The sequence below is a fragment of the Pedobacter sp. T50_32 genome, assembly GCF_057652195.1.
In genome coordinates this window covers 103,853-127,287 of the sequence record NZ_JBYFBY010000005.1, presented here as the reverse complement: position 1 = coordinate 127,287, position 23,435 = coordinate 103,853, and the positions used below count along the sequence as shown (strand labels likewise).

Annotated in this window: 16 protein-coding genes; 8 read left to right on the top strand and 8 right to left on the bottom strand. The window is 38.9% G+C overall.

Going from position 1 to position 23,435, the window contains the following annotated elements; all coding sequences use genetic code 11:
* Positions 1-72: 72 nt before the first annotated feature.
* From AC23ME_RS15680 to AC23ME_RS15670, 3 genes are all read right to left on the bottom strand, one after another.
* Positions 73-2,523, bottom strand: coding sequence for an outer membrane beta-barrel protein (locus AC23ME_RS15680; protein ID WP_487728722.1), 2,451 nt, complete (start codon positions 2,521-2,523; stop codon positions 73-75).
* A 276-nt stretch (positions 2,524-2,799) separates the two neighbouring features.
* The gene (locus AC23ME_RS15675) at positions 2,800-4,407 is read right to left on the bottom strand and encodes a PspC domain-containing protein (RefSeq protein ID WP_487728721.1); all 1,608 of its coding nucleotides are present in this window, start codon (positions 4,405-4,407) and stop codon (positions 2,800-2,802) included.
* A 38-nt stretch (positions 4,408-4,445) separates the two neighbouring features.
* On the bottom strand, positions 4,446-4,796 hold the full coding sequence (locus tag AC23ME_RS15670; RefSeq protein WP_487728720.1) for a PadR family transcriptional regulator: 351 nt from the start codon (positions 4,794-4,796) through the stop codon (positions 4,446-4,448).
* A gap of 849 nt (positions 4,797-5,645) precedes the next feature.
* Between AC23ME_RS15670 and proB the strand changes: the two genes are divergently transcribed.
* From proB to AC23ME_RS15655, 3 genes are all read left to right on the top strand, one after another.
* Entirely contained in the window at positions 5,646-6,722 is a 1,077-nt protein-coding gene (proB, locus tag AC23ME_RS15665; RefSeq protein WP_487728719.1) for a glutamate 5-kinase, read from the top strand.
* 85 nt (positions 6,723-6,807) lie between these two features.
* Positions 6,808-8,046: a glutamate-5-semialdehyde dehydrogenase gene (locus AC23ME_RS15660; RefSeq protein WP_487728718.1), complete on the top strand. Its 1,239-nt coding sequence runs from the start codon at positions 6,808-6,810 to the stop codon at positions 8,044-8,046.
* A gap of 221 nt (positions 8,047-8,267) precedes the next feature.
* Entirely contained in the window at positions 8,268-8,429 is a 162-nt protein-coding gene (locus AC23ME_RS15655) for a hypothetical protein (protein ID WP_487728717.1), read from the top strand.
* On the opposite strand, the gene AC23ME_RS15650 is transcribed toward AC23ME_RS15655, so the two are convergent.
* Positions 8,430-9,572 carry a putative sensor domain DACNV-containing protein gene (locus AC23ME_RS15650; protein ID WP_487728716.1) on the bottom strand — a complete coding sequence of 381 codons (1,143 nt, stop codon included), beginning with the start codon at positions 9,570-9,572 and terminating at the stop codon, positions 8,430-8,432.
* Positions 9,573-9,828: 256 nt separating this feature from the next.
* On the opposite strand from AC23ME_RS15650, the gene AC23ME_RS15645 reads away from it, so the two are divergent.
* Positions 9,829-14,133, top strand: a complete 4,305-nt coding sequence (locus tag AC23ME_RS15645) for a choice-of-anchor Q domain-containing protein (RefSeq protein ID WP_487728715.1) — start codon at positions 9,829-9,831, stop codon at positions 14,131-14,133.
* 54 nt (positions 14,134-14,187) lie between these two features.
* Here the strand turns inward: AC23ME_RS15645 and AC23ME_RS15640 are convergent, their stop codons facing one another.
* Positions 14,188-15,909, bottom strand: coding sequence for a tetratricopeptide repeat protein (locus AC23ME_RS15640; protein WP_487728714.1), 1,722 nt, complete (start codon positions 15,907-15,909; stop codon positions 14,188-14,190).
* A gap of 158 nt (positions 15,910-16,067) precedes the next feature.
* On the opposite strand from AC23ME_RS15640, the gene AC23ME_RS15635 reads away from it, so the two are divergent.
* The 4 genes from AC23ME_RS15635 to scpC all read left to right on the top strand — a co-directional run bounded on the left by AC23ME_RS15635 (position 16,068) and on the right by scpC (position 19,653).
* Positions 16,068-16,781: a pirin family protein gene (locus AC23ME_RS15635; RefSeq protein ID WP_487728713.1), complete on the top strand. Its 714-nt coding sequence runs from the start codon at positions 16,068-16,070 to the stop codon at positions 16,779-16,781.
* Positions 16,782-16,852: 71 nt separating this feature from the next.
* Positions 16,853-17,152, top strand: a complete 300-nt coding sequence (locus AC23ME_RS15630) for a hypothetical protein (RefSeq protein WP_487728712.1) — start codon at positions 16,853-16,855, stop codon at positions 17,150-17,152.
* An 86-nt stretch (positions 17,153-17,238) separates the two neighbouring features.
* Complete coding sequence (locus tag AC23ME_RS15625) at positions 17,239-18,078, top strand: AraC family transcriptional regulator (RefSeq protein WP_487728711.1); 840 nt, start codon at positions 17,239-17,241, stop codon at positions 18,076-18,078.
* Positions 18,079-18,147: 69 nt separating this feature from the next.
* Positions 18,148-19,653 carry a succinyl-CoA:acetate CoA-transferase ScpC gene (gene scpC, locus AC23ME_RS15620; protein WP_487728710.1) on the top strand — a complete coding sequence of 502 codons (1,506 nt, stop codon included), beginning with the start codon at positions 18,148-18,150 and terminating at the stop codon, positions 19,651-19,653.
* A gap of 216 nt (positions 19,654-19,869) precedes the next feature.
* On the opposite strand, the gene AC23ME_RS15615 is transcribed toward scpC, so the two are convergent.
* From AC23ME_RS15615 to AC23ME_RS15605, 3 genes are all read right to left on the bottom strand, one after another.
* The gene (locus AC23ME_RS15615) at positions 19,870-21,411 is read right to left on the bottom strand and encodes a S8 family peptidase (protein WP_487728709.1); all 1,542 of its coding nucleotides are present in this window, start codon (positions 21,409-21,411) and stop codon (positions 19,870-19,872) included.
* 210 nt (positions 21,412-21,621) lie between these two features.
* On the bottom strand, positions 21,622-21,996 hold the full coding sequence (locus AC23ME_RS15610; RefSeq protein ID WP_487728708.1) for a response regulator transcription factor: 375 nt from the start codon (positions 21,994-21,996) through the stop codon (positions 21,622-21,624).
* Between the two features lie 175 nt (positions 21,997-22,171).
* On the bottom strand, positions 22,172-23,374 hold the full coding sequence (locus tag AC23ME_RS15605) for an MFS transporter (protein ID WP_487728707.1): 1,203 nt from the start codon (positions 23,372-23,374) through the stop codon (positions 22,172-22,174).
* Between the last annotated feature and the right edge of the window lie 61 nt (positions 23,375-23,435).

Sequence of the window (23,435 nt, the reverse complement as noted above, 5' to 3'; positions counted from 1 at the left end):
ATGAAGCTATCATGGTTATATTCATTCCTCTGTGTGATTTGAATAACCATGATGGTTTCATAATGTTGAATTTTACCCTCCGGTTCTTCCCTTAATATCGTCAATTGCTGTTTTTCTGTTTCTCGCAGATTTCACTTGCTGGTTACCAAAAGCATAATTTACGCTTAGCGAAGCCCTTCTGTTTACGTAGTAATTTTTCACATACATGTCTACGTTTTGATACTTCATCTGCCCTTCCCAATAATTGGTAGAAAGTATATCGTCTACCGCTAAACGTAATTTTAGCTTATTCTGCATCAAAGATTTTTGCACGCCAAAATTCAGTGCATATTGAGCAATGGTAGTTTCTTCTACTCCACGTATTCTTGGCGAATCGTACCAAAAGCTAACTTCGGCCCTAAAAGTTTTAGAAAAAGCAATAGATTGAGAGGTGTTGAAGTTGAAAGAAACTTTAGATCTCTCATAAGCTGCACCAACCAAAGTATTATCCATATATTCTTGATATACCGCAGAGAAGTTATTTTGCATGCTCCAAATTTTGTTGATTTTTAACGGCACATACAAATTGGCGTTATACAAATTGGCCTTGCCAAAGTTTTGGCGCTGTACTTCTATCTGCTTTGTAGCATCGTTTTGGCGACTAACCTGTGTAATCATCCCACGTACATTCGAATAATTAAAGGACAAAGAAATCTCCTTAAAACTATAACCCACTTCGAAATTATCAGTAAACTGCGCATTTAAATATGGGTTACCGCTATCTATAGTGTACGGATCTAAATACTGCACAAAAGGATTAAGCTGTTGGTAGCTTGGCCTATCTATTCTGCGGCTGTACGAATAATTTAAACTATTATTTTTGTTCAGCTCTTGCTTGATAAAAACCGATGGAAACAAGGAAACATAATCTCTGTTCACCACCCTATTGCTCGTTACCGAATTGCCTTTGCTATGCGTATGTTCTGCCCTTAAACCCAATTGCACTTGCCATTTTTTCCAATTTTGAGAAAGGTTGGCATAAGCCGCGTTGATGTTCTCTTTGTAAATGAAAAGGTTGGACCTGCCTAAAACGTCAGTCCACTGATTATTGTTCAACTGTTCTGAGATAAAATCATTATTGGTATTCACGATACTGCTTTTCAGTCCCGATTCGAATTTCAAAGTCTTTGAGAATGGCCATGAAAAATCGGTTTTTGCAGCGAAAACATCTATTCTCGCGTCCACGATATTCCTCAAATTAGAACTATTGGTTTGCACCTGCGATGAATTCAAATATAGTGCATCAAAATTATCATTCCTGTCCATGCCATAGCCAGCATAATCCAAATCGAAAGTAATATTGGCATCTTGCTTTGCTAAATCGTGTTTAATGTTGAAGTTAGACGTAAGGCTGTTAAACTTAGCTTTGTTGCCACTAATTTGGTTAATGAAACTCAAAGTCTGTGCATTTTGCTGATACTCGTTGATATTCGCATTACTTAGTCCTGTTTGCTCATTGTCATTGGTCATCACATCTAACATCACCCCAATAACCGTCTTCTTCGAAGCATAATAATCGGCTCCAATTTTACCAGAATAGCCAGTGCCCTTTTGATTACGGTTAAAAGCTTGGTCGAACTTTGTAACTGTATTTCCAATGTTGGCAGTTCTGTCTAACAAAGTTTGGTTGTAGCCTGTACGTGTATTTAAACCAGCATTACCGAAAATGTTCCATTTATCCACCCTGTGGTTTAGGTTTAAATTTCCGCTATGGCGATACAAATCTGAAGGCCCCTTTTTTGCACTTCCCAAACCGGTGTTTACAGATAAAGTGCCGTTGGTACCAAAAGTTTTATTTCGCTTCAACTTGATATTGATGATACCAGCGTTTCCAGCAGCATCGTATTTAGAAGATGGATTGGTAATGAGCTCGATGGTGGCCACTTGATCGCTGGTCATATTGCTCAACACAGTGGTGATATCAGCTCCAGAAAGAAAATTCTGCTTTCCATCCACCATAATGGTGATACCAGCCTTATTGTTCAGTTTAATTTGTTCGGTTTGTCTATCGATAGTTACACCAGGTGCTTTTTCCAGTAATTCTAAAACACTGTTACCCGTAGCGGTTACATTATTTTCTACGTTAAGCACGGTTTTATCCGCCTTGCGCTCTACAAATGGCTTTTGGCCAACAACGCTCACTTCTTTTAGTTGCTTACTACTACTTTGTAGTTTAACTGCTGGCAATTGTAAATCGTTGCCGGTGTGGCTAATTTTTGGTGAGCTATAGTTTTGGTAACCTACCATCTTCACCTTAATTTGATACTGTCCTTCTGCTACTTGCTGAAATTGGTAAACACCGTCCATATTGGCTGCAGCTTCCTTCACTTTTGTGGTATCCAGCAGGTTAATCAATCTTACCAAACTGTAAGGCACTGCCTCGTTGTTTTCAGCGACTACTTTGCCACCGATGTTCCCTTTTTTTTGGGCAAAGGATGTCCCCCACGCCAAAAGGCATGTCATTATTAGTAATAATTTTTTCATTTGTTTATTTTCTTAATGGAGATGAAGTGGTAATGATGAGTCTATAATTTTTTGTCAGATCATTATCGTTCATTTTAGCTTGTTTTTTACTGTGACTTAGAATTTGTGTATCAGGTTACACTTTAAATTAAGTTGTTTATAATTGAGGTTTAATTTTAGGCAAAGGCATAGCCATCCTCATTGCTGAGGCTTAAATTTTTAATAGGAATTAAGGATTATTTAGTGCAAGTATCAGCAATTCATCACCTAGCAATCGCTGATACTCGCACTTGAGTTTTACTCAGTTTTCTCTGGGTTTTCGATATCGTATCTACACTTCAAGCCTTCTTCGGTCATGATAAATTCACGATACGGTCCATCCTGATCTCTTCTATCTTCGCGACACCAATAGTAATAGAAGCTCCAATACCTGTCGTTATTATCATTAATTAAAACTCTGCTACCTACCGGTATTTTCAAGCTTAAATGTACATTCTGACCACGCCATGGCGAGTGTTGCTTCAACCTAATTGCCGGATTAAATACCAATGCAGAGTCTTTTTGTAAGAATTTATATTCAATATTTTGTGCATTCTTAAGCGCAGTTTCAAAATTCTTGCCCTGTGACTCATAAGTAGCAGAAATTGCGCTTTTACCATCGTGACTTTTCACTACTTCAAAACTTACCGTACGTGGATTTCTGAACATTCCGTTATCATAATCCTCTACCACGGTGCGTCTGCCCATGTGTGCATCTTCTAAATGGTAGCGCACACTATCTTCCTTGGTAAACACCATATTCTTGTCTACATCAATTACATAGGTTTGATATTGCTTTAAGTCTATCTGCTGTACTAATTTAGCATCGTCCTTAAATTCGCCCATAATTTTTGCTGTATAGTAGCCAGTTGTGCCAGCACCCACCAACCAAACAATTAACAGCCCGAACCATACATATTTGCTAATCTCTATCCTGTTATTAATTACCTTCAAGGCAAATAGAACCGATGCTAAAATTGGGATGAAGAACGTAAGAAACGCATGGAAAACCAATCCATCTCTAAACGAAGTATCAATTACATTCAGTGGGAAACTTTGGTAAGTACTTTCATCCCAGAAACCAAGTAGCAAGCCCAAACAAACGATCAAGAAAATCAGCATTCCGAAGCCGAAAACAATAAAACATATCGCAATAGTCTTTCCGAAAAATCTAAAAATAGACCTAATGAAACGGCCAAACATTTTGATGGTTGCAGCTATAAAATTTCCAGATTTCTTAACCGCCGGAGCTAAGGTATCGTTAGCAGATTTCATGTTAGCTTTAAAAGCTGCCAACTCTTCTTCAAAACTCTTATTGTAACCATACAAGTTGGTCGCTTCGCCCTTCATTTCCATACGTTCCGATCTGCTCGAAGCTCTTGGAATAGCCACCCATAAAATCAGATAAACCAAAATGCTCGTTCCCGCCAAGAAAGTAAGTAGGAAAAACGCTAAACGCAACCAACGTGCTTCCACATTTAGGTAATGTCCCAAACCGGCACAAACACCAGCAATTACACCTTCATCTGTATCGCGGTACAGTTTTTTAACGCCATTATAGTTCGCATAGTAATTTCCAGTATTTACTTCCTCTTCCTCATCGGTCATAAAATCTTGCACACTGCCCATTTGTGCAATTACACCTCTCACATCGGCAACATCAATCACCTGTTTTTGTCCTTTTTGCAAAATCTCGGCAAACATCTCGGCAATGCGGTTTTCAATGTCTTTTACAATTTCGAAATCATCAGCAGTTTTTGCAAAATGTTGTTTAATCTCGTTTAAATAAACCATCAGTATCTCGTAAGCTTCTTCCTCAATATGGATGATAGAGTTGCCTATGTTAATGATAATCGTCTTATTCATGTCAGTATTTTTATCAGCAGCCAGGGCCGCCACGTTAATTATTTTTCTTCAGTTGTTTGGTTAGCTCCTTGTTGCGATGTAGTGATGGCGTAAACCAGTTCACTCCAGGTGGTATCTAGTTGCGTTAAAATCTGGCGACCTTCGGGCGTGAGCACATAATATTTACGTGGCGGCCCCGATGTAGATTCTACCCAGTTGTAGCTCAACAGTCCATTGTTTTTTAAACGGGTAAGCAAAGGATATAAAGTACCCTCCACTACCAATAATTTTGCTCGCTTCAACTCAGCGATTATATCAGACGCGTAAATCTCTCCGCGGGAGATGATTAAAAGCACACAGTATTCTAGTATGCCCTTGCGCATTTGGGTTTGCGTATTCTCTGCTATCATAATACAAAGATATATGTTAAATAATGTACTATGCAATACATAGTACTATAAAAACGTAAAAATATTTCATAATTATTTGATAGTCAGTTGTTTTATTTTTAAAATAATTTTGTTCACATTTTTAGAATTGCATTTTTTAGGATTTTGAAAAGCAAATGCAGTAGTTCTTATACTCCGAAAGTCCCGCTGTTTGTTTCAATCTTTTTGTATTCCTCCTTCCGTCATTTCGAACGCAGATAGAAATCTGTTACATAGAAGCATTCAACTTTGAGATTTCTCTCTGCGTTCGAAATGACGCTCCAAAAAGTATTTCCACTACCATCAGGTTTAGAAAACGAAGGGCAGTAAATCTATCAGAGTAACTGACATCAGCCATTAGGATAGTCCTATTTTACGACCAAAAATATTTTTAAATTTTATTTCCTCCCCCTGCCCCCTCAAAGAGGGGGATATGCAAATGCCTAAGCGCCACGTGTCCCCCTTTGGAGGGGATTAAAGGGGGAGGAAACAACATGCCAATAAATGCAGACAGGCAGAGAGGGCTTACTATTTACTTTGCGTTCTTCGCGAGTACTTAGAAACCTTTGCGGTTAAATTTAATACTCGTTGGCGAGGACGCCAACAAGAGAGATCCAGAGATTACCTTAGGATTGCTTCAGGTGTTGGCGTCCTAGCCAACGCACACCGAAAACATATTCTAAAGCATTAAGATTACCTAATCGAGCTGGCAATGACGCACCTATTAAACGTAACTCCAAAAACCAAACAACAAACTAACTAAACATCCAAACACCCAATCTCTATGAAAAACACTACTTATTTGGTAGATTAGCAATTCTAAATACAGCAATGACATTACAGTACAAAAAAATAGTTGTTAAAATAGGTTCTAACGTAATTACACAAGCCAACGGTTTACCAGATAATGAGCGAATTGCCCATTTGGTAGACCAACTGGCGGCAATTAAGCAAAAAGGCATCGAAGTGATTTTGGTTTCTTCTGGAGCAGTAGCTTCAGGACGTAGTTTAATCAAAGTTTCCGAAAAGCAAGATGCGGTTGCTACCCGCCAATTATTGGCAGCTATTGGGCAGGTAAAACTGATTAACACTTATGCTGGTTATTTCGATAAACACCAAATTCAATGTGCGCAAGTATTGGTCACTAAAGAAGATTTTAGAGACCGAGTACACTACTTAAACATGAAAAACTGTATGCAAATTATGCTGCAGAACGATGTAATTCCGGTAGTAAATGAAAACGATGTGGTTTCTGTTACCGAATTAATGTTTACCGATAATGACGAACTTGCTGGGCTAATTGCAGCAATGATGAATGCAGATGCTTTGTTTATCCTTTCTAACGTAAACGGCATTTACGACGGCGACCCAAAACTGGAAACTTCTAAAGTAATTGAAAAAGTAACAGGAGAACTGACAGATTTAAGCAATTTTGTAAGTACAGGCAAATCTCAATTTGGCAGAGGTGGAATGATTACCAAATCTACCATCGCACAAAAAACAGCGAAACTGGGTATCAATGTACATATCACCAACGGTAAAAATGATAACGTACTTACTGACTTATTAGCGAATAAAACCATTCACACACACTTCGTAGCAGATAAAATTAAATCTGGGCAGAAGAAATGGATTGCCCATGCAGAAACCGCAGCAACTGGTATCGTTCAGCTCAACAATGGTGCAAAAGAAGTACTTACTTCGGGCAAAGCAACCAGCCTTTTGCCTGTGGGTATCATCGCCATAAAAGCTGATTTCCTAAAAGGAGACATCATTAAAATATTAGATGAAAATGAAAAGCTGGTAGGTTTGGGCATTGCAAAATACGGTTCCGATAAAGCAAAGGAACGCATTGGCCAGAAAAACCAAAAACCGCTAGTGCACTACGATTATTTTTACGCCATTTAGTCGGGAAAGTCCGAAAGTGACTGGTCCGAAGATACAGCGCCACTAATACCTAACCCCTGACAACTGATACCTGACCACTCAATACATGAACCATTTCGAAAAAGCAAAACAAGCCACCAGAAACATCATCACTTTAAATAATGAAACCATTAATTTGGTGCTCAACAGTTTGGCAGATGCGCTAGTGAAACATACTGATTTTATCCTCATAGAAAATCAAAAGGATTTGGACAGAATGGATAAAGCGGACCCGAAATATGACCGTCTGCAATTAACCACAGAACGTATTGCAGCCATTGCAGACGATGTAAAAAGTGTAGTGAATTTAACTAGTCCCTTGGGAAATGTGATTAACGACCGTACGTTACCGAACAATCTCAACATTAAAAAAGTACGTGTGCCATTGGGTGTGGTGGGTGTAATTTACGAAGCCAGACCAAATGTTACTGTAGATGTTTTTGCCTTATGCTTCAAAACTGGGAATGTGGCCATATTGAAAGGTGGCAGCGATGCAGAATTCTCCAACTTAGCCATTGCAAAAGTCATCCACGAAGTGTTAGAAAAACATCAAATCAATAAAGATGTGCTTACGTTATTACCAGCAGACAGAAGTGCAACAGAAGAGTTATTAAACGCAGTCGGTTTTGTAGATGTGCTGATACCAAGAGGAAGTCAATCGTTAATTAACTATGTGCGCCAAAACAGCAAAATTCCAGTAATTGAAACTGGCGCTGGCATTGTGCATACTTTCTTTGATGCTTCTGCAAATCTGGAGAAAGGTCAGCAAATCATCACCAATGCGAAAACTAGAAGAGTGAGTGTTTGCAATGCTTTGGATTGTGCACTAATCCATCAAGATAGAACTACGGATATTCCTGCTCTTTTATCGCCTTTGGCTGCAAAAGAAGTAGAACTTTACGCCGACGAAATCAGCTATGCTTTATTGAAAGACACCTACCCTACTACGCTTTTACATCAGGCTACGCCAGAACATTTCGGTACCGAATTTTTAGCTTTAAAATTGGCAGTTAAAGTGGTAAAAAACATTGATGAAGCTTTAGACCATATCGCAACTTATAGCTCAAAACACAGTGAGGCTATTATTTCTGAAGATGCCGAGAACATCGCCTTATTTTTAAATCAGGTAGATGCCGCAGCGGTTTACGCCAATGTTTCTACAGCTTTTACAGATGGAGCACAGTTTGGTTTGGGTGCAGAAATTGGCATCAGTACTCAAAAATTACATGCCCGTGGACCAATGGCTTTAGAAGAATTAACGAGTTACAAATGGTTGGTAACTGGCGATGGGCAGATAAGAAGCTAGTTAAAAAACTGTGTCTTAAAAACTACAGGTTGTAGTCAATAAAGACAATTGCCATCATAAAAACCTGTTGATTATCAAGCTAAAACAAGTATAAACCCCTAACAACTTTTGGGATTAATACGTACTTATAATAAATTTTGTAACGAAATACTATTTATTCACATTTCCACATCTTTTTGGCTTTGTCTTTGTTTATATATCAATACAAAGGAGGAAAAGCCATGATAGTAAACATTCAACAATCAGCAGCAGGAGTATTTCATAACATTCGTGAGAAAAAAGTAGCTAAGCCTTCTACCTATAAACAAAGAGTAATTGCAGATAGAATTGTAATGGCAATTATGCTTTTGGGCACTATTGCATTTGCAGTAATCACCACTTAATTACAACAACAAAGTATCTATTCTTTGTGCCTGTACCATATTTAACGATTTAGACCAACTGAAAACGGTAAAGTGTCCATCTTGCGACGCTACCAAAGCTAAGGCGTTCCGCTGGTCGAAAATAAATTGTGCTGCAGACAAATGTCTTGTGCCACCAATTTTGGCTGGATGCACTACTATCGGCTCTGCATTATTAATTGGTTCGGTATAAGAAATCTGCTGAATATGCTCGCTGCTATTTGCCCTGCCTGTTTTTGCGCCAAAAGCCAATAGCTCGTATTCGTCTGTAATTATAGTTGTTCCATCTACGGCAGTTAAGCCTGCTAAATGGTCTATCTCTCTTTTTAAAGCGGTTTGCCAAAAAATTTCGCTGGCATCTTCCCTATCTCTTCTTACTAGATCTGCTAAACCCTTAAAAGGTGGTGTTAAAGCATAGCTGATGGGATGAATAACCGAACGTTTCCATTCCTCGGTATCTTGCGGAACTATCAATACCGCTCCGCCTCTACCATGCGCACGCATAGAAACCGAAAGCTGAATTAAGATATTTGCGGCATCGCTCCAATTACTATCGGCAGTTAAATCTAATAGCGATAATAAAATACCTGGGCACTCTCCAGTTTTCGGAGCGTTTTCATTTACAATTTTAATTTGGTCGCCTTTTAAAACTGCAACGTTGGTAAACTTACCGAAACCTGCCATTCTACGATGTTTCACTACCAATAAAGCGGGCTCCGAAACATCAACCACAAAACAATAATTAGGGATGTTTAAAGTAGTTCCCCAAATGTATAAATCGTAACCATCGTGCCAAACACCAATATGAATACCTCCTCTTTCTACCCCTGGTGCCAACTTAGTTAACACATTTGGATTTAAGGGTAAATTCTGTTTAAAAAGCAGTGGTTTTGTAGCTTGTTCTGGTGGTAAAAATGCAATAGAAATTTTTGGCGAATGACCTTCTTCCTTACGCAAACTGCTCCAAAAAGCAGCATCTAAAATGGCTTCAACTACTCGGGCTGGCGGCTGTGGTGCCAAGTCTATTTCGCCTTTAGCGCTAGCTTCGGCCAAGTGCTCAGCAAAGTGTGTTTCTATGGTAGCCGCAACTAGCTGCGCCGCTTGGTAAGTAGCCCTATTAATCATGTTCCTAAATTATCTATTTGGTTTGGTAAAGTTATTAAGTTACAAGTTTTTGCTTGTAAGCCGAAAGTAAGTTTTCTGCCGCTCACAAAATTCATTGGTATGGAATGGCATCTCAAAAAAACGCATCTCAACTGCTCCAGAACCTGCAAAACTAAAACTGTAACGTTTCTGTAACGCCTAAAATTCGCTTAGGAGCCACATGTAAGGCTAATTTTAATTCAAATCTCCAATCTATCGAACCTTAAAAATTAGCGACATGAAAAAACAACTACTACTTCTACTCGTTTCAGTTTTTATTATACCTATATGGGCAATGAAAACACTCTTAACTACTCCAGTAAATAAGGATGTAGTAACCATTTCGAAAGTTGAAAATCAATCTCCCCTATTAAAGGCAAAAGTTAATTCTTTAGCTATTTTAACAACAAACACAGATATCTTATATGTAAAGGAAGATGCTACTGGCGCTGACAACGGCAGTAGTTGGGCAAACGCATTCAATGAATTAACTGATGCCTTAGACAATGCAAAAAACAACACTAACATTAAACAGATTTGGGTAGCCAAAGGTACTTACCGTCCTAAAAATATACCTGCAGATTTTAACGTTGGTTTCTCAAACAACCCTGCCCATTTTTCCTTTAGTTTAGTTGATGGAGTTAAGATATACGGAGGTTTTTCGGGTGGCGAAACCAGTACTTTACAACGTGATTTAGCAGACCCCGCCAACAAAACAATTCTTAGTGGCGATGTCAATAACACGCCCGCCATACTTACAGACAATAGCAAGCACGTTATCTTTGCCAAAGATATCAGTAACAGCACTCGCTTAGATGGTTTTACCATTACCCACGGAAATGCCTCAAGAGATGGTGGTGTAGCAGAACTGTACCTACATTCTGGTGGCTACATCAATAATAACAATGGCGGCGGACTAATTATGGTATACTCTAGCCCCATTATCTCCAATTGTGAGTTCATTAATAACACAGCCGAACAAAGTGGTGGCGCTATTAGTTCTGTTAATTCCTCTCCGCAAATTATCAACTCTAAATTTATAGCCAACACAACAACAGAGAGCATTAGTTTTGGTGGTGCAATCTCGTTTTCAAATGATGCTGGAACACCTGTTTCATTACAAAACTGTTTATTTAGTGGTAACCAAGCTCAAGATGGTGGTGCAATTGATAATTACGATTGTAACTTGAAGATTGTTAACTGTACCATTTACGGCAATTTGGCTAGGGCTAACGGTGGCGCATTAGCAGGCAATAACACAGCATTTATTCATAACTCTATACTTTGGAACAATAAGCGAACAAGCGACAATACAAATAATCAAATCTCTTACACTGGTGCTGACATAAAAAATAGCATTATTGAGGGCGAAACTAATACTAGTAATGGCAACATAAATACAACTGGCCTTACTGAAGCTTTGTTATTTATAGATGCGCCAAACGGCAACTTTAATCTAGCTAATGGTAGTGCAGCCATTAACGCTGGAAATAATGTATCTGTAACTACAGGAGCAGACTTAAACCGAAACCCAAGAGTAAGAGACAACACGGTTGATATTGGTGCCTTTGAAAATCAAACTGGTAATACGGTAGTTTTAGGAACGCCAAATACTGATGGTGTTTTGTTCGTGAGAAAAAATACAACAGGTACAGGCAGCAGTTGGGATAATGCTATCGGCGAATTTGCCGATGCCCTAATTATTGCGAAAAACCTTAATGCTACAACTCCAGAAACGGTAAAGCAAATATGGGTTAGTGGCGGCACTTACAAACCAATGTACAGTCCTGAAGATGGTGCTAATTTTGGCACAAACCAAGGTCGTAAAAACAGTTTTCTTTTAGTAAACGATGTTGACATTTATGGTAGTTTTGAGGGTTCAGAAACTTACATCCACGAACGTAGGTTTCCTATTCCCAGCCAAATTATAAGCGGAAACAATAATATCACTTTTTTAGATGGAGATATTGGCACGCCAATGAGCCACAATGACAATACTTACCACGTTTTAGCAGCTGTAAATTTAAATCAAGAAACTACAATTAACGGCCTAGCTATTATTAACGGAAATGCAGACGAAGCTGTTCCTTCCATTGTAAGTGCTGCGACAATAAATAATACTGCGGGCGCAGGTTTGTACGATGTTAATTGTAGTAATTTGAAGATATTCAACTGCGTTTTTTACGGCAATAGAGCAGCACAAGGCGGGGCAGTTTACAATAATGCTTCTACTATACAGCTAAAAAATTCGGCTTTTGCGGGCAACATAGCGGGTGTGGGTGCTGCTGTTTATTCTGAGAATAACGCTACGCCTAATGTTATAAACTGTACTATTACCAAAAATGTTTCATTGATGGCTGCTGGGGCTACTGTTTACGACAACTCGCCAGCACCTAAAATATATAATAGCATTATTTGGGGCAACACTGTAACATCAGGTACTCCTGGTTATTTTAGTAGTGGCACACCAGATTTACAGCATAATATTTTACAGGGAACTGCGGCAAATGGAACCAATCTTGGCGATATAGACCCTAATTTTTTAAATGCTGATATTTTGGACATTAGACTGAAAGCAGGTAGCCCAGCATTAAATAGCGGCAGTAATAACCTATATCAAAGTGTGGGCGGCAATACAGAAACTGACATCGACCTTGCCGGAAAATGGCGTTTACAAAAAACACAAATAGATTTGGGGGCGCTTGAAGGAGAAGAATATCCAGCTTTGCTGCCAAACAGTGGCATTGTGTACGTAGACAAAAGCGCTACCGGAAACATGACAGGAGATGGTTGGACAAATGCTTGTCCAGAATTGGCTGTTGCAATTAAAGCTGCTAAAGAAAACCCTGCAATTCAGCAAATTTGGGTAGCAAAAGGCACATACCAACCAATGTACAGTCCAGAAGATGGTACAAACTATGGCACTGACCAAGGGCGTACCAATGCATTCTCTTTAGTAAACAATGTGGCTATTTACGGTGGGTTTGCTGGTACAGAAACTACACTTGCCGAGAGAAATTTAGCAAACGCGGCTAACGAAACTATTTTAAGTGGCGATATCGGGGTAGAAAATGATGTTACCGATAATATTTGTGTGATTGTTGTAAGTGCTGGAAATAATCAGCAAACTGTTTTAGATGGCTTTACTATTACCAAAGCGTTTGCTGATGCTTTTAATATTGATGTAAATGGCGAAACAATTGATTTAAGTTCTGGAGGAGGGGTTAATACGATTAATTCAACCGCTTTATTTAGCAACTTAAAAATCACCAACAATGCGTCTAATTGGTATGGTGGTGGTATTTACAATAAAAATGGAACACCTATTTTTAATTATTGTAAAGTAGAAAATAATTTGGCTCGTCTTGGTGGAGGAGCTGTTAATGAAAATACGTCAGCTAAATTCAACTATTGTACTATAAAGCAAAACAACGCTGAAAATGCTGGTGGAGGTGTATTCAATTTGAGTAACGATTTAGCGTCTTTCATTAACTGTTTAATTTTAGATAATACTTCTCCAACCGGAGCTGGAGTAGCGAATATTGCTGCTGGTACATCTTTCGTTAATTGTTTAATTTACGGAAACCAGATGGTAGACCCGAACAGTATTGGCTCTGGCGGAGCTGCCATGTTTAATGCAAATACCGCACTACCTAAGGTTTACAATACTATCATTTATGGTAACACAGGCACTGCAACACCTGCCGAAAATGGCATCGTAAATATTGACCCCGGAAGTACTGCCGATGTACAATACAGCTTGGTGCAAAGTACAACTGCCGACCCTACAAAACATAACTTAGGCGATGTAAACCCAATGTTTATAAATGCAAGCGGTGGAGATTTTAAGTTAAGCAGCGGTAGTCTTGCAATTGATGCAGGTAGCGATGTACTTTACGAAGATGCCGATGCCCATAATAATTTAGCTACAGACAAGGATTTTGCAGGCATCAACAGAAAAGAAGGAGCCGCCATAGATTCAGGCCCCTTTGAAACCATTGCTGTTTTACCAGTAGAACTGATTTCCTTTACCGCCAAGCTAGAAAACAACACCGCAGTTTTAAGATGGGAAACATCAGCCGAAAAAGAGAATGATGGCTTTGAGATTTTCCGTTCTACAGATGGGAAAAATTTTGTAAGCTTAGCCACGCTTGCTGGCAAAGGCACAACAAGTGCAAAAAACGGCTACACTTTTACAGACCGCAAACCTTTAAACGGTATCAATTACTACAAACTGGTACAAAAAGATAAAGATGGCAAAACCGAAGAACTGGGCATTAGACCATTAACCTTTAGTTTTAATGGCGAAGAAGTAGTTTTTTATCCGAACCCAGTAAAGGAGAAAGCCAATGTGCGCTTTACTGCGGGGCTTTATAAAAGTATCATCCTATCTGATATTAGCGGACGAACCTTACAAAACATCCAACTAAATATTACCGAAGCTGAAAAAACAATAGTGATGGATAACCTCGCCAATGGCGCCTATTTTTTAAGATTGCAAGGCGATGGCAAAAAAGCAATCGTTAAAATTATTAAGAATTAATCCTTGAGCATGCTCATAGCCCACGGTTTAAACCGTGGGCTACGAAAAGAAAAATTAGATACGCTCTGCAAACTCTTCTAACTGCACATCATCATTACCCGTTTTCTTACGTAAGCGATGCCAAGTAACCCTCAAAGATTGCGGCGAAATGCCTAAAGCGTGCCCCATTTCTTGTTTGGTTAACCTCAGTTTAGCCAATACTACCATTTTAGTTTCAGCTAAGGTAATTCCAGAAATCTTTTCTCTTAACCTTCTGATGTAACCCGGATGAACCTTCTCAAAAGCTTCCTGAAATTTGTCCCAATTTGCATCGGTTAATATGGCATTTTTGGTCACTAACATTACCGCTTCACTTTCCTGGTACTCATGCGCCGCTTGCATTTCCTCAATCAGCTGACTATTATCTGTAATAGTTTGTGCAAACGCATCAATTTGTTGCTTGGCAATCTCCAACTCTCTATTCGCCAACTTCAGTTTTGCATCTTTTGCAGCCTCGGCCAACAAGCGCCTTCTACGTTGCAAATAATAAATGGTTATCGCCAAAGCAGCTAAGAAAACTGCCACCAAAATCAAGATGAAAACCTGAGTATTTTTAATTTTTTCCTTTAAAGAAAATTCCGTCCGTTCTGCTGCCAGTTTTTGCGCATGCTCTTTTTGCTGTACACGTAACAACTGTAGGGCATTTACTTTTTTAGCATCCGCTTCTTTCGCCCGCATGGCAGAGTCCAGAAATTTATTAGCCAAAACAGCATTTCCATTTGCTAAGTACCAAGCGCTTTTAACGGAATAAAAACGGTCTAGCATTGCCAAAGATGGGTCAGCAGATTGCTTTAAATAAGCATTCGATTTTTCTATCCACTCCCAGGCCTTATTGTATTGTTTTTGCTTAATGTAGATATCTGCCAATGGAACAGTTGCGCCCGCTGCCAATCGCCAATCTTTCTCCTCAACCGCTTTTGTAGCGTCTTGCTCCATTAAGGGAATGGCTTTCTTGTAATCGCCCCTTAAATAATAATTGTAACCAATGTTACCCTGCGAAATCGAATATCTAATATCGTTCTTGCCAAAATATTTAGATTGTGATGCCTTGTTAAAGTAATAATCAGAGCTATCCAATTTCCCTAATTGACGGTAGCATAAACCCATCGTATTATTTGCAGACCAAACAGCTTTCCAATTGAAATCTGTTGGAGGAACCGACAAAGCTTTGCGTACGTAAGACATTGTACCCGTGTAATCCTTAAAAAAGTAATGCAACTCCCCTATCAAACCAAAATATTCTGCAGTATTAGGAAATTCGGTTGCGTTGGTTTTCTCCAATAAATTACCCAACCTTAAATAATATTCGGTAGCTAATTCATAATTCCCTACCCTGCGCCAATAAAATTCGCCAATTACCCGCAACGCCCTTGCCTCAATATGTAAGAAATTTTCTTGTTTTCCTTTTTCGGCTATGGTTTTTAATTTCTGTAAAATTACATCGTGGGGATGGTCAAATGTCCAATAAGAATAGTAATAAGCCTTAAACAGTTCTACTTCCAGCACCATTTCCCGGTCTTTATGCTGCAAGCCATAGTTTTCCATTTGCTTCAAAAAAGCAAAGGTTTTACTGCTATCCGAGTTGTTTACAAGTTTACCATACAGCGTATCAATTGTATAAACTTTATCCTTATAAGGAATATTTAACAGTTTTTGATATTGCGCAAAAGATGGAAAGCTAAAACCAAGTGCAAGCAGAAAAAATAAACGGACAGAAACAGGTAGTGTTTTGAACATTAAGGTGAAAGCTAATTCTAATAGGAGTTAAAAATAATGAAACTTTTTAATTAAGGAGATAAACTATGTGCCTATGTGGTTAAAACGCTTTCTTATCCTACATCAATTTATAGCTTAACTAAGTGCCGTAAATTTGTATCAACAAAGGAGAAAAAATTATGGCACAGACCGTATTACACACAGCCAACACTCGCGGAGCCGCAGACCATGGCTGGTTAAAAAGCTTTCACTCTTTCAGCTTTGCTGGATTTTACAACCCAGAGCGCATCAACTTTGGTGCTTTAAGAGTTTTAAATGACGATTTCGTAACTGGCGGAATGGGATTTGGAGAGCATCCTCATGACAACATGGAAATTATCTCTATCCCGTTGGAAGGCGCATTACAACATAAAGATAGTTTGGGCACTACGGCAACCATCCAATCTGGAGAAATTCAGGTGATGAGCGCTGGAACTGGTGTTTACCACTCAGAGTACAATCCTGATGCAGAAAATCCTGCGAAGTTTTTACAAATCTGGGTGTTCCCTAACAAAAGAAATGTAGAACCTCGCTACGACCAAATTACCATTGACGCAACGACCAGAAACGAGTTTGTGCAAGTGCTTTCGCCAAATGCAGATGATGCTGGTGTGTGGATTTACCAAGATGCTTGGTTTAACATGGGCAGATTTGATGCAGCGACTACGAAAACCTACAACTTGCACAAAGAAGGCAACGGCGCTTACATTTTTGTACTCAAAGGAAGTATTAAAGTAGATGGACAAGACGTTGATACTAGAGATGGTTTCGGAATTTGGGATACCGATAAATTTGAAATCACTGCAAATACCGATGCAGAGTTTTTGATTATGGAAGTTCCGATGAAATTCTAACAATTTAAAATTAACCACATAGGCACATAGAAACTAATCTATGTGTCTATGTGGTTTTAAAAATTTAGCAAATGACCAGTATCCTAATAGTTTGCACCAACCAACCCATTGCGGCAACGATAACACGCTTAATCGACAAAATGGAAGATTGGCGAGCTTCCGTTGCTTTGTCGTTAAACGATGCTTTGGAACATTGTTACGCCAAAACCTACGATGTGATTTTAATTGGTTCGGGAATTAGCCAAGAGCACGAAGATGTACTAAAACTCCACATTGAAAAGCTCAATGCCCAAACTCCAATTGTAAAGCACTATGGCGGTGGTAGCGGATTACTTTACGCAGAAATTTATCAGGCTTTGGTAAAGAAGTGATTAAAATCATTTTATGGGTTGACTGCCAAGAGGTTTAGCCTTAATTTGCGTATCTACTTTTGGATGAATGAAAAACCGTAAATTCTATGGCGAAAATTGCTAAAGATTACTACCTCACAGAAGTTGATAAATTGCCCAACAGCATCTACTGCATGCACGATTTTATGGGCGAAGATGGCATACAACCACATCATCACATTAAAGACCAATTGCTTTACACCGAAGGCGGATTGGTGCATGTAAAAGTACAAGACACCACTTACTTCCTCCCTGCCAGACACTACATGTGGATACCCGCCGGATTGGAACATAGCATCCATCCAGGTTCAAATGCAGTAACCATGCGCAACCTTTATTTCCCAAAAACGCAAAGCGATGAAGTTTTCTCTGCACAAGCAGGTATTTATCCTGTAAATGAGCTGCTCTTACAAATGCTCGTTTTTACCCACCAATGGGATGGAGATATTTTACCAGACCGAGAGCGAGAAGCTGCCTTTGGATTTGTATCTGCTTTGAGATTGATATTACCTCAGCTAAGTCAAAATCAGTTGTTGCTAATGTTGCCAATTCCTACAGACAAACGATTGGCGCAGGTTATCCAATATATGGATGAATTTATGCAGGAAGGTGTATTGCTGCCGCAACTTGCGCAGAAATTCGGTTTCAGCGAACGTAGTTTATCCAGGCTTTTTAAAGCTAATATTGGGATGTCGTTTGTGCAATATCATACCATCCAGCGTATGCTGAAAGCTTTACAATTATTGCTAGACAACAGGATGGAGATTAAGGAAGTAGCAGCTTTGGTGGGCTACAACAGCATTCCCACGTTTAGCGCCACCTTTAGGAAAGTGCTGGGCACAAGTCCATCCGCCTATGCGAAGAGAAAAGAGAGTTTGAATTTAAAAACCTTGGTTGACGTAATTTGATAAAACTTTGTCATTAAATGATAAGCAGCCAAAATTGATACCCCATACATTTGTTAATTGCCAAATAGTATGTACGAAAATAGAATACGAAAAACAGAATTAGAACAGCTAATTATTACCGCAGAAGAAGCGGCAATGCTATTTAAAGATAAAATGGTAGTAGCATCTAGCGGTTTTACAAAAGCCGGAGATAGCAAAGCCGTATTAATGGCATTGGCCGAGCGAGCTAAAGTTGACCCCTTAAAAGTAACCTTGATGACCGGTGCATCTTTGGGACAGGGAACGGACGGTGCACTTGCAGAAGCTGATGCCCTGTCCCTGCGTTTACCCTTTCAAGTGGACCCTATTATGCGAAAGGCGATTAATAAAGGCGAGGTATTTTTCATAGACCAACACTTGGGAGAAACAGCGAACTTACTGAGAGCTAATAATTTTCCGAAGATTGACATCGCTATATTAGAAGCTTGTTTAATAGAGGAAGACGGCAGTATTATTCCAACTACTTCGGTAGGAAATTCTGCCTCTTTCGCCGCTTTGGCAGAAAAAGTAATCATCGAGCTGAATTTATCGGTACCACTTTCTATCAAAGGTGTACATGATATTTTTTCTACGGGCGAATATCCAAGCAGAAGAGCAATCCCTATTACGAAAGCAAATTCAGTTATTGGCACATCAAATATTGCCATTAACCCAGATAAAATTGTGGGCATCGTGATTACACAAAAGACAGATAGCCCAGCAGAAATTGAAGCACCTGATGCAGCGACTACCGCAATTGCCAACCATCTCATTCGCTTCTTTAACCAAGAAGTGGCCAAAGGGAATTTAAGCAAGTCGTTATTGCCACTACAAGCTGGCATTGGCAAGGTTGCAAATGCCGTTTTAACTGGCTTTACGCATAGTGATTTCGAAGATTTAACCATGTATTCTGAAGTATTGCAAGATAGCACGTTCGACTTATTAGATTCGGGCAAATTGTTATTCGCTTCGGGCTCTTCTATCACCGTTTCTCAGGAATATTATGATAGAATTTTTGGAGATTTCGATAAGTACAAAGACAGGGTAATGTTACGTCCGCAGGATATCAGCAATGCGGCAGAAGTAATTAGAAGGTTAGGGATTATTGCCATTAACACAGCTTTAGAGTGTGATATTTACGGCAACGTGAACTCTACCCATGTTAGCGGCACCCACATGATGAATGGCATTGGCGGTTCTGGCGATTTTGCCCGTAACTCGTACCTCAGCATTTTTGTAACTACTTCAGTTGCCAAAGGCGATAAAATCTCTTGTATTGTACCAATGGTTTCTCACGTTGACCATTGTGAACACGACGTGGATATTATTGTAACCGAACGTGGTTTAGCAGATTTACGTGGCTTGGCTCCGAGACAACGAGCACGGGTTATTATTGATAAATGCGTGCATCCAGAATACCAGGAAGAAATGCAAAGCTACTTTGACAGAGCTTGTGCAGAACGCGGCGGACAAACACCACATATTTTGGAGGAAGCTTTTAGCTGGCATACTTCGTTAAGTGAAACTGGTAGTATGAGGAAAGCGGTGTTGGTTTAAGCTCTCATTACCACTCATAGTTGCGTCATTGCGAGGTACGAAGCAATCTTACAACAATCGCTATACTATTAAACACCGCTTTAAGATTGCTTCGTCGTTCCTCCTCGCAATGACGATGAGAAAAGAAAAGCCCAGATTGAAATTTCAATCTGGGCTTTTATAATTCCCCTCTTTTAAAGGGGTGCCCGAAGGGCGGCGGGGTGCTTATATTTTAAACTAGTAAGTTGCAGCTAACTTCAATGCGTTATAAGCATTAACCACACCACCAGTTACCGAAATTTCTTTCAGAGCATCTGCTTTTTCTACAGATTTCATGATAATTTCTTTCACTTGTGTAGCTTTCAACTTTGGATAGTAAGAACGGATCAAAGCAGCCAAACCAGCAACTACCGGAGAAGCCATACTTGTACCATTGTTATCCTGATATTTTTGATCAGGGTAAGTCGAATAGATTGCGAAACCAGGTGCAAATACATCAACTGTAGTTTTTCCGTAGTTAGAGAAACCAGCTTTTAGCCTGTTATCATTATATGGAGTTGAAGCTCCAACAGTTAACCAAGCATCAGCCAAAGTACCATCTTCATACTTGTTAGTAGGGAAGTTAGTTTCTTTGTCTAAGTCTTTATTGTCGTTACCAGCTGCATGTACTAATAAAACATCTTTGCTTATTGCGTATTTCACTGCATCGTCAACTACTTTTTTATCCCATGAATAAGCTTTACCGAAGCTCATGTTTAAAACTTTAGCGCCGTTATCTACCGCATAGCGGATACCGTTTGCAACGTCTTTATCACGCTCATCGCCATTAGGTACATTACGTACAGCCATTAACAGAACGTTATCAGCAACTCCTTGAATACCTAAGCTATTTTTACGATCAGCACCAACAATACCAGCTACGTGAGTACCGTGAGAAGGATCTGGTCCTTTAGAATCTGGACTACCATAAATACGCTCGTTACTATCGTTTTCATTATCTCCAACCAAATTACGTGGATTAAAAGTTAGGTTGTAGTTATAGTTCACTTGATCATAGAAATGATCATAACCACCTTTAATTCTTGCATCATAAAAAGATTTAAAATCGCTGTTCTTCAAAGCAGCCATTAATCTGTTCTTCACACCGCTCTCTGTCTGTCCTTCTGGCGTAAAGTTTTTAATGTCTTCTAAGGTTGGATTTTCTTTACCGATTTTCTTAACTACAGCATCAATGTTATTTTTCAAGTTAGCATAACCATCTAAATTAGCTTTAGCACCTTGTAAACCTTTATCAAACTCTTTTTTCATCGCTAAGTAAGCTTCAAAAGCAGGTCTATCTTTCGCAGAAACATTTTCTTCTGTAGTATTAGCAAAACGAGCAGCATCTCTACGAATTAAACGAGTTAACTCTAATGTTTCTTGGTTGATGTTTCCACCTTTACCACCTAAAAAGCTCCATCCGTTTACGTCATCGATGTAACCATTTTTGTCATCATCTTTACCGTTACCAGCTTTTTCTTTTTTGTTCACCCACATTACAGATTTTAAATCTTCGTGAACGCCATCAACACCACTATCTAAAATACCAACAATTACAGTGGTAGATTTTTTACCTTTTAATAGTTCATTGTATGCTTTCTCTGTACTGATACCGAAAACGCTATCTGCTTTAAGATCTAGATTGTACCAGTTTTTCTTTTGCGATTGGGCAGATGCGAACAAAGGACCAGTTGCTAATAATGCTAGTGCAACTAGTCTTTTAATCTGATTTTTATTCATTTGTATAATTATAATTAAGTTGTTAATAAACGGCAAGTTACTTTCTTTTATTATGAATTACAATTTACGTAACAAGCTTATCATATATACAAAGTAAACTTTACAGCTTAGAGATAAAAAAGGTGATTTTCGCATATTATCTTGTCGGAAGTATACAAAACAAAAAGCCCCGAAAATAATTCGGGGCTTCCAATTTCTATAAGTAATTTACTAAGCTACTTTTCTTTCGCCAATTAGCTTCTTAATTCTACTTTCGATGTAATCCAAATCAAAAGGCTTACTGATGTAATCATCTGGGCTAGATGCAGCACTCAATTTTTCATTATTCACATTTGCTGACATCAAAATTACCGGAATATGCTTAGTGAAAGGATCATCTTTCAAATCTCTACAGATTTCTAAACCATTACCATCTGGCAACATTACGTCCAAAATGAACAAATCTGGAATAGAATCGGTTAGCTTTTCTCTTAATTCTTTAAAAGTTGAAGATACCTGAATTTCATAACCTTCATCTTTTAATAAAAATTCAATAATAAATGCGATGTCTTTATCGTCTTCTAAAACGTGAATGCGCTTTTTCATTTACGGCTTAATTTAAATAGTTATACTTTGGTTCAACAAAATTTCACAGGTTTACTATCACAAACATATAAGATTGCAAAAGGTTTTAGAAAATTTAAAAAAAAATAAAACATTGAGGAATTCAGTTGATTAAGTTTTGGGAACAATCTAACTTCTCTGCATTTTTTAAAGGTTATCAATCTTCGGAAAGTTTTAACCTACTAAAGAAATACGCACACAGTAGAAGCAAAACCGTTACTCCAATCCAAAGCGTATTGTAGCCAAACTTCTCGGCAATGTAAAAACCGCTTGTTGGACCTATTACCTGCGCAACTGACCAGCTTAAGGTGTAGCCAGCAGCGTAAATTCCTCTGTTATATTCATTACTACGTTTCACTACGAATGTATTAAAGAATGGCAGTGAGAACATCTCCCCAAAAGTAAAAAGCAAAATGCTAATTACAGCCAAAACCACTGGCATAAACTTTGGCACCATTAACACAGCAAATGAAAAACAAACAATAATAACACCCATCACGATATAAAATATGGGCGACTTCTTATTTTCGATCTTACTGATCATTACCATTTCCATCAGTGCAATAACCACTCCGTTTAGCCCGAGAATGATCCCGATCATTGATTCGTCCAGATGCCAAACTTCTTTATAAAACACGGGCACCACCCTAAACATCAAGAAAAAACAAGTTGTAAACATGGCGCAAAGAATTAAAAACTTAATGTAGGGCTTATCTCGCCAAGGCTTACGAACATTCATTTGCTTTTGCTCAACTGCAGTTTTACGGACTAGCTTTTTCGCGGGCAGCAAGAAAAAAATCACAACGGCAACTAATACACTCACACTTCCATCAACAATAAATAAAAGTTTGTAATTGTACGATGCGATAATCCCCCCCATACTGATACCAAAGGCCCAGCCAATGTTATTTGCCAAACGATTTAACGAATAAGATCTTGTTTCTGTGCCTTCGGTGGCGTAAGATGCAATTGCTGCATAATTTGCTGGCCTAAACGCTTCCGAAAAAAAGCTGATTACCACCGCTAAAACACAAAGCCATGTAAAATCTTCTACCATTGCAAAGAGCAAAAAGAACAGACCACCAATTAAGGATGCTAATATTTGTACCGGTCTGTAGCCAAACATATCGGTAAACTTACCACCCGCAGCTGCACCGGCAATAGAACCTGCTCCAAATAGCGAAATGATAATTCCCGCATCAGACTCTGGCCTATGCAAAGCCTGCGTAACATAAAGCCCCATGAAAGGCACGGCCATAAAACCGCAACGGTTAATTAAAATTACAACACTGAGTATCCAAGTCTCTCTACTTAAGCCAGAGAACGAGGTTTTATAGGCATTTAAAATACGGCTGAACATTTGCTTTGGTTGGTGCACAAAATTACATAAATCGCCACAGATGCACAGATAAATAAATTCA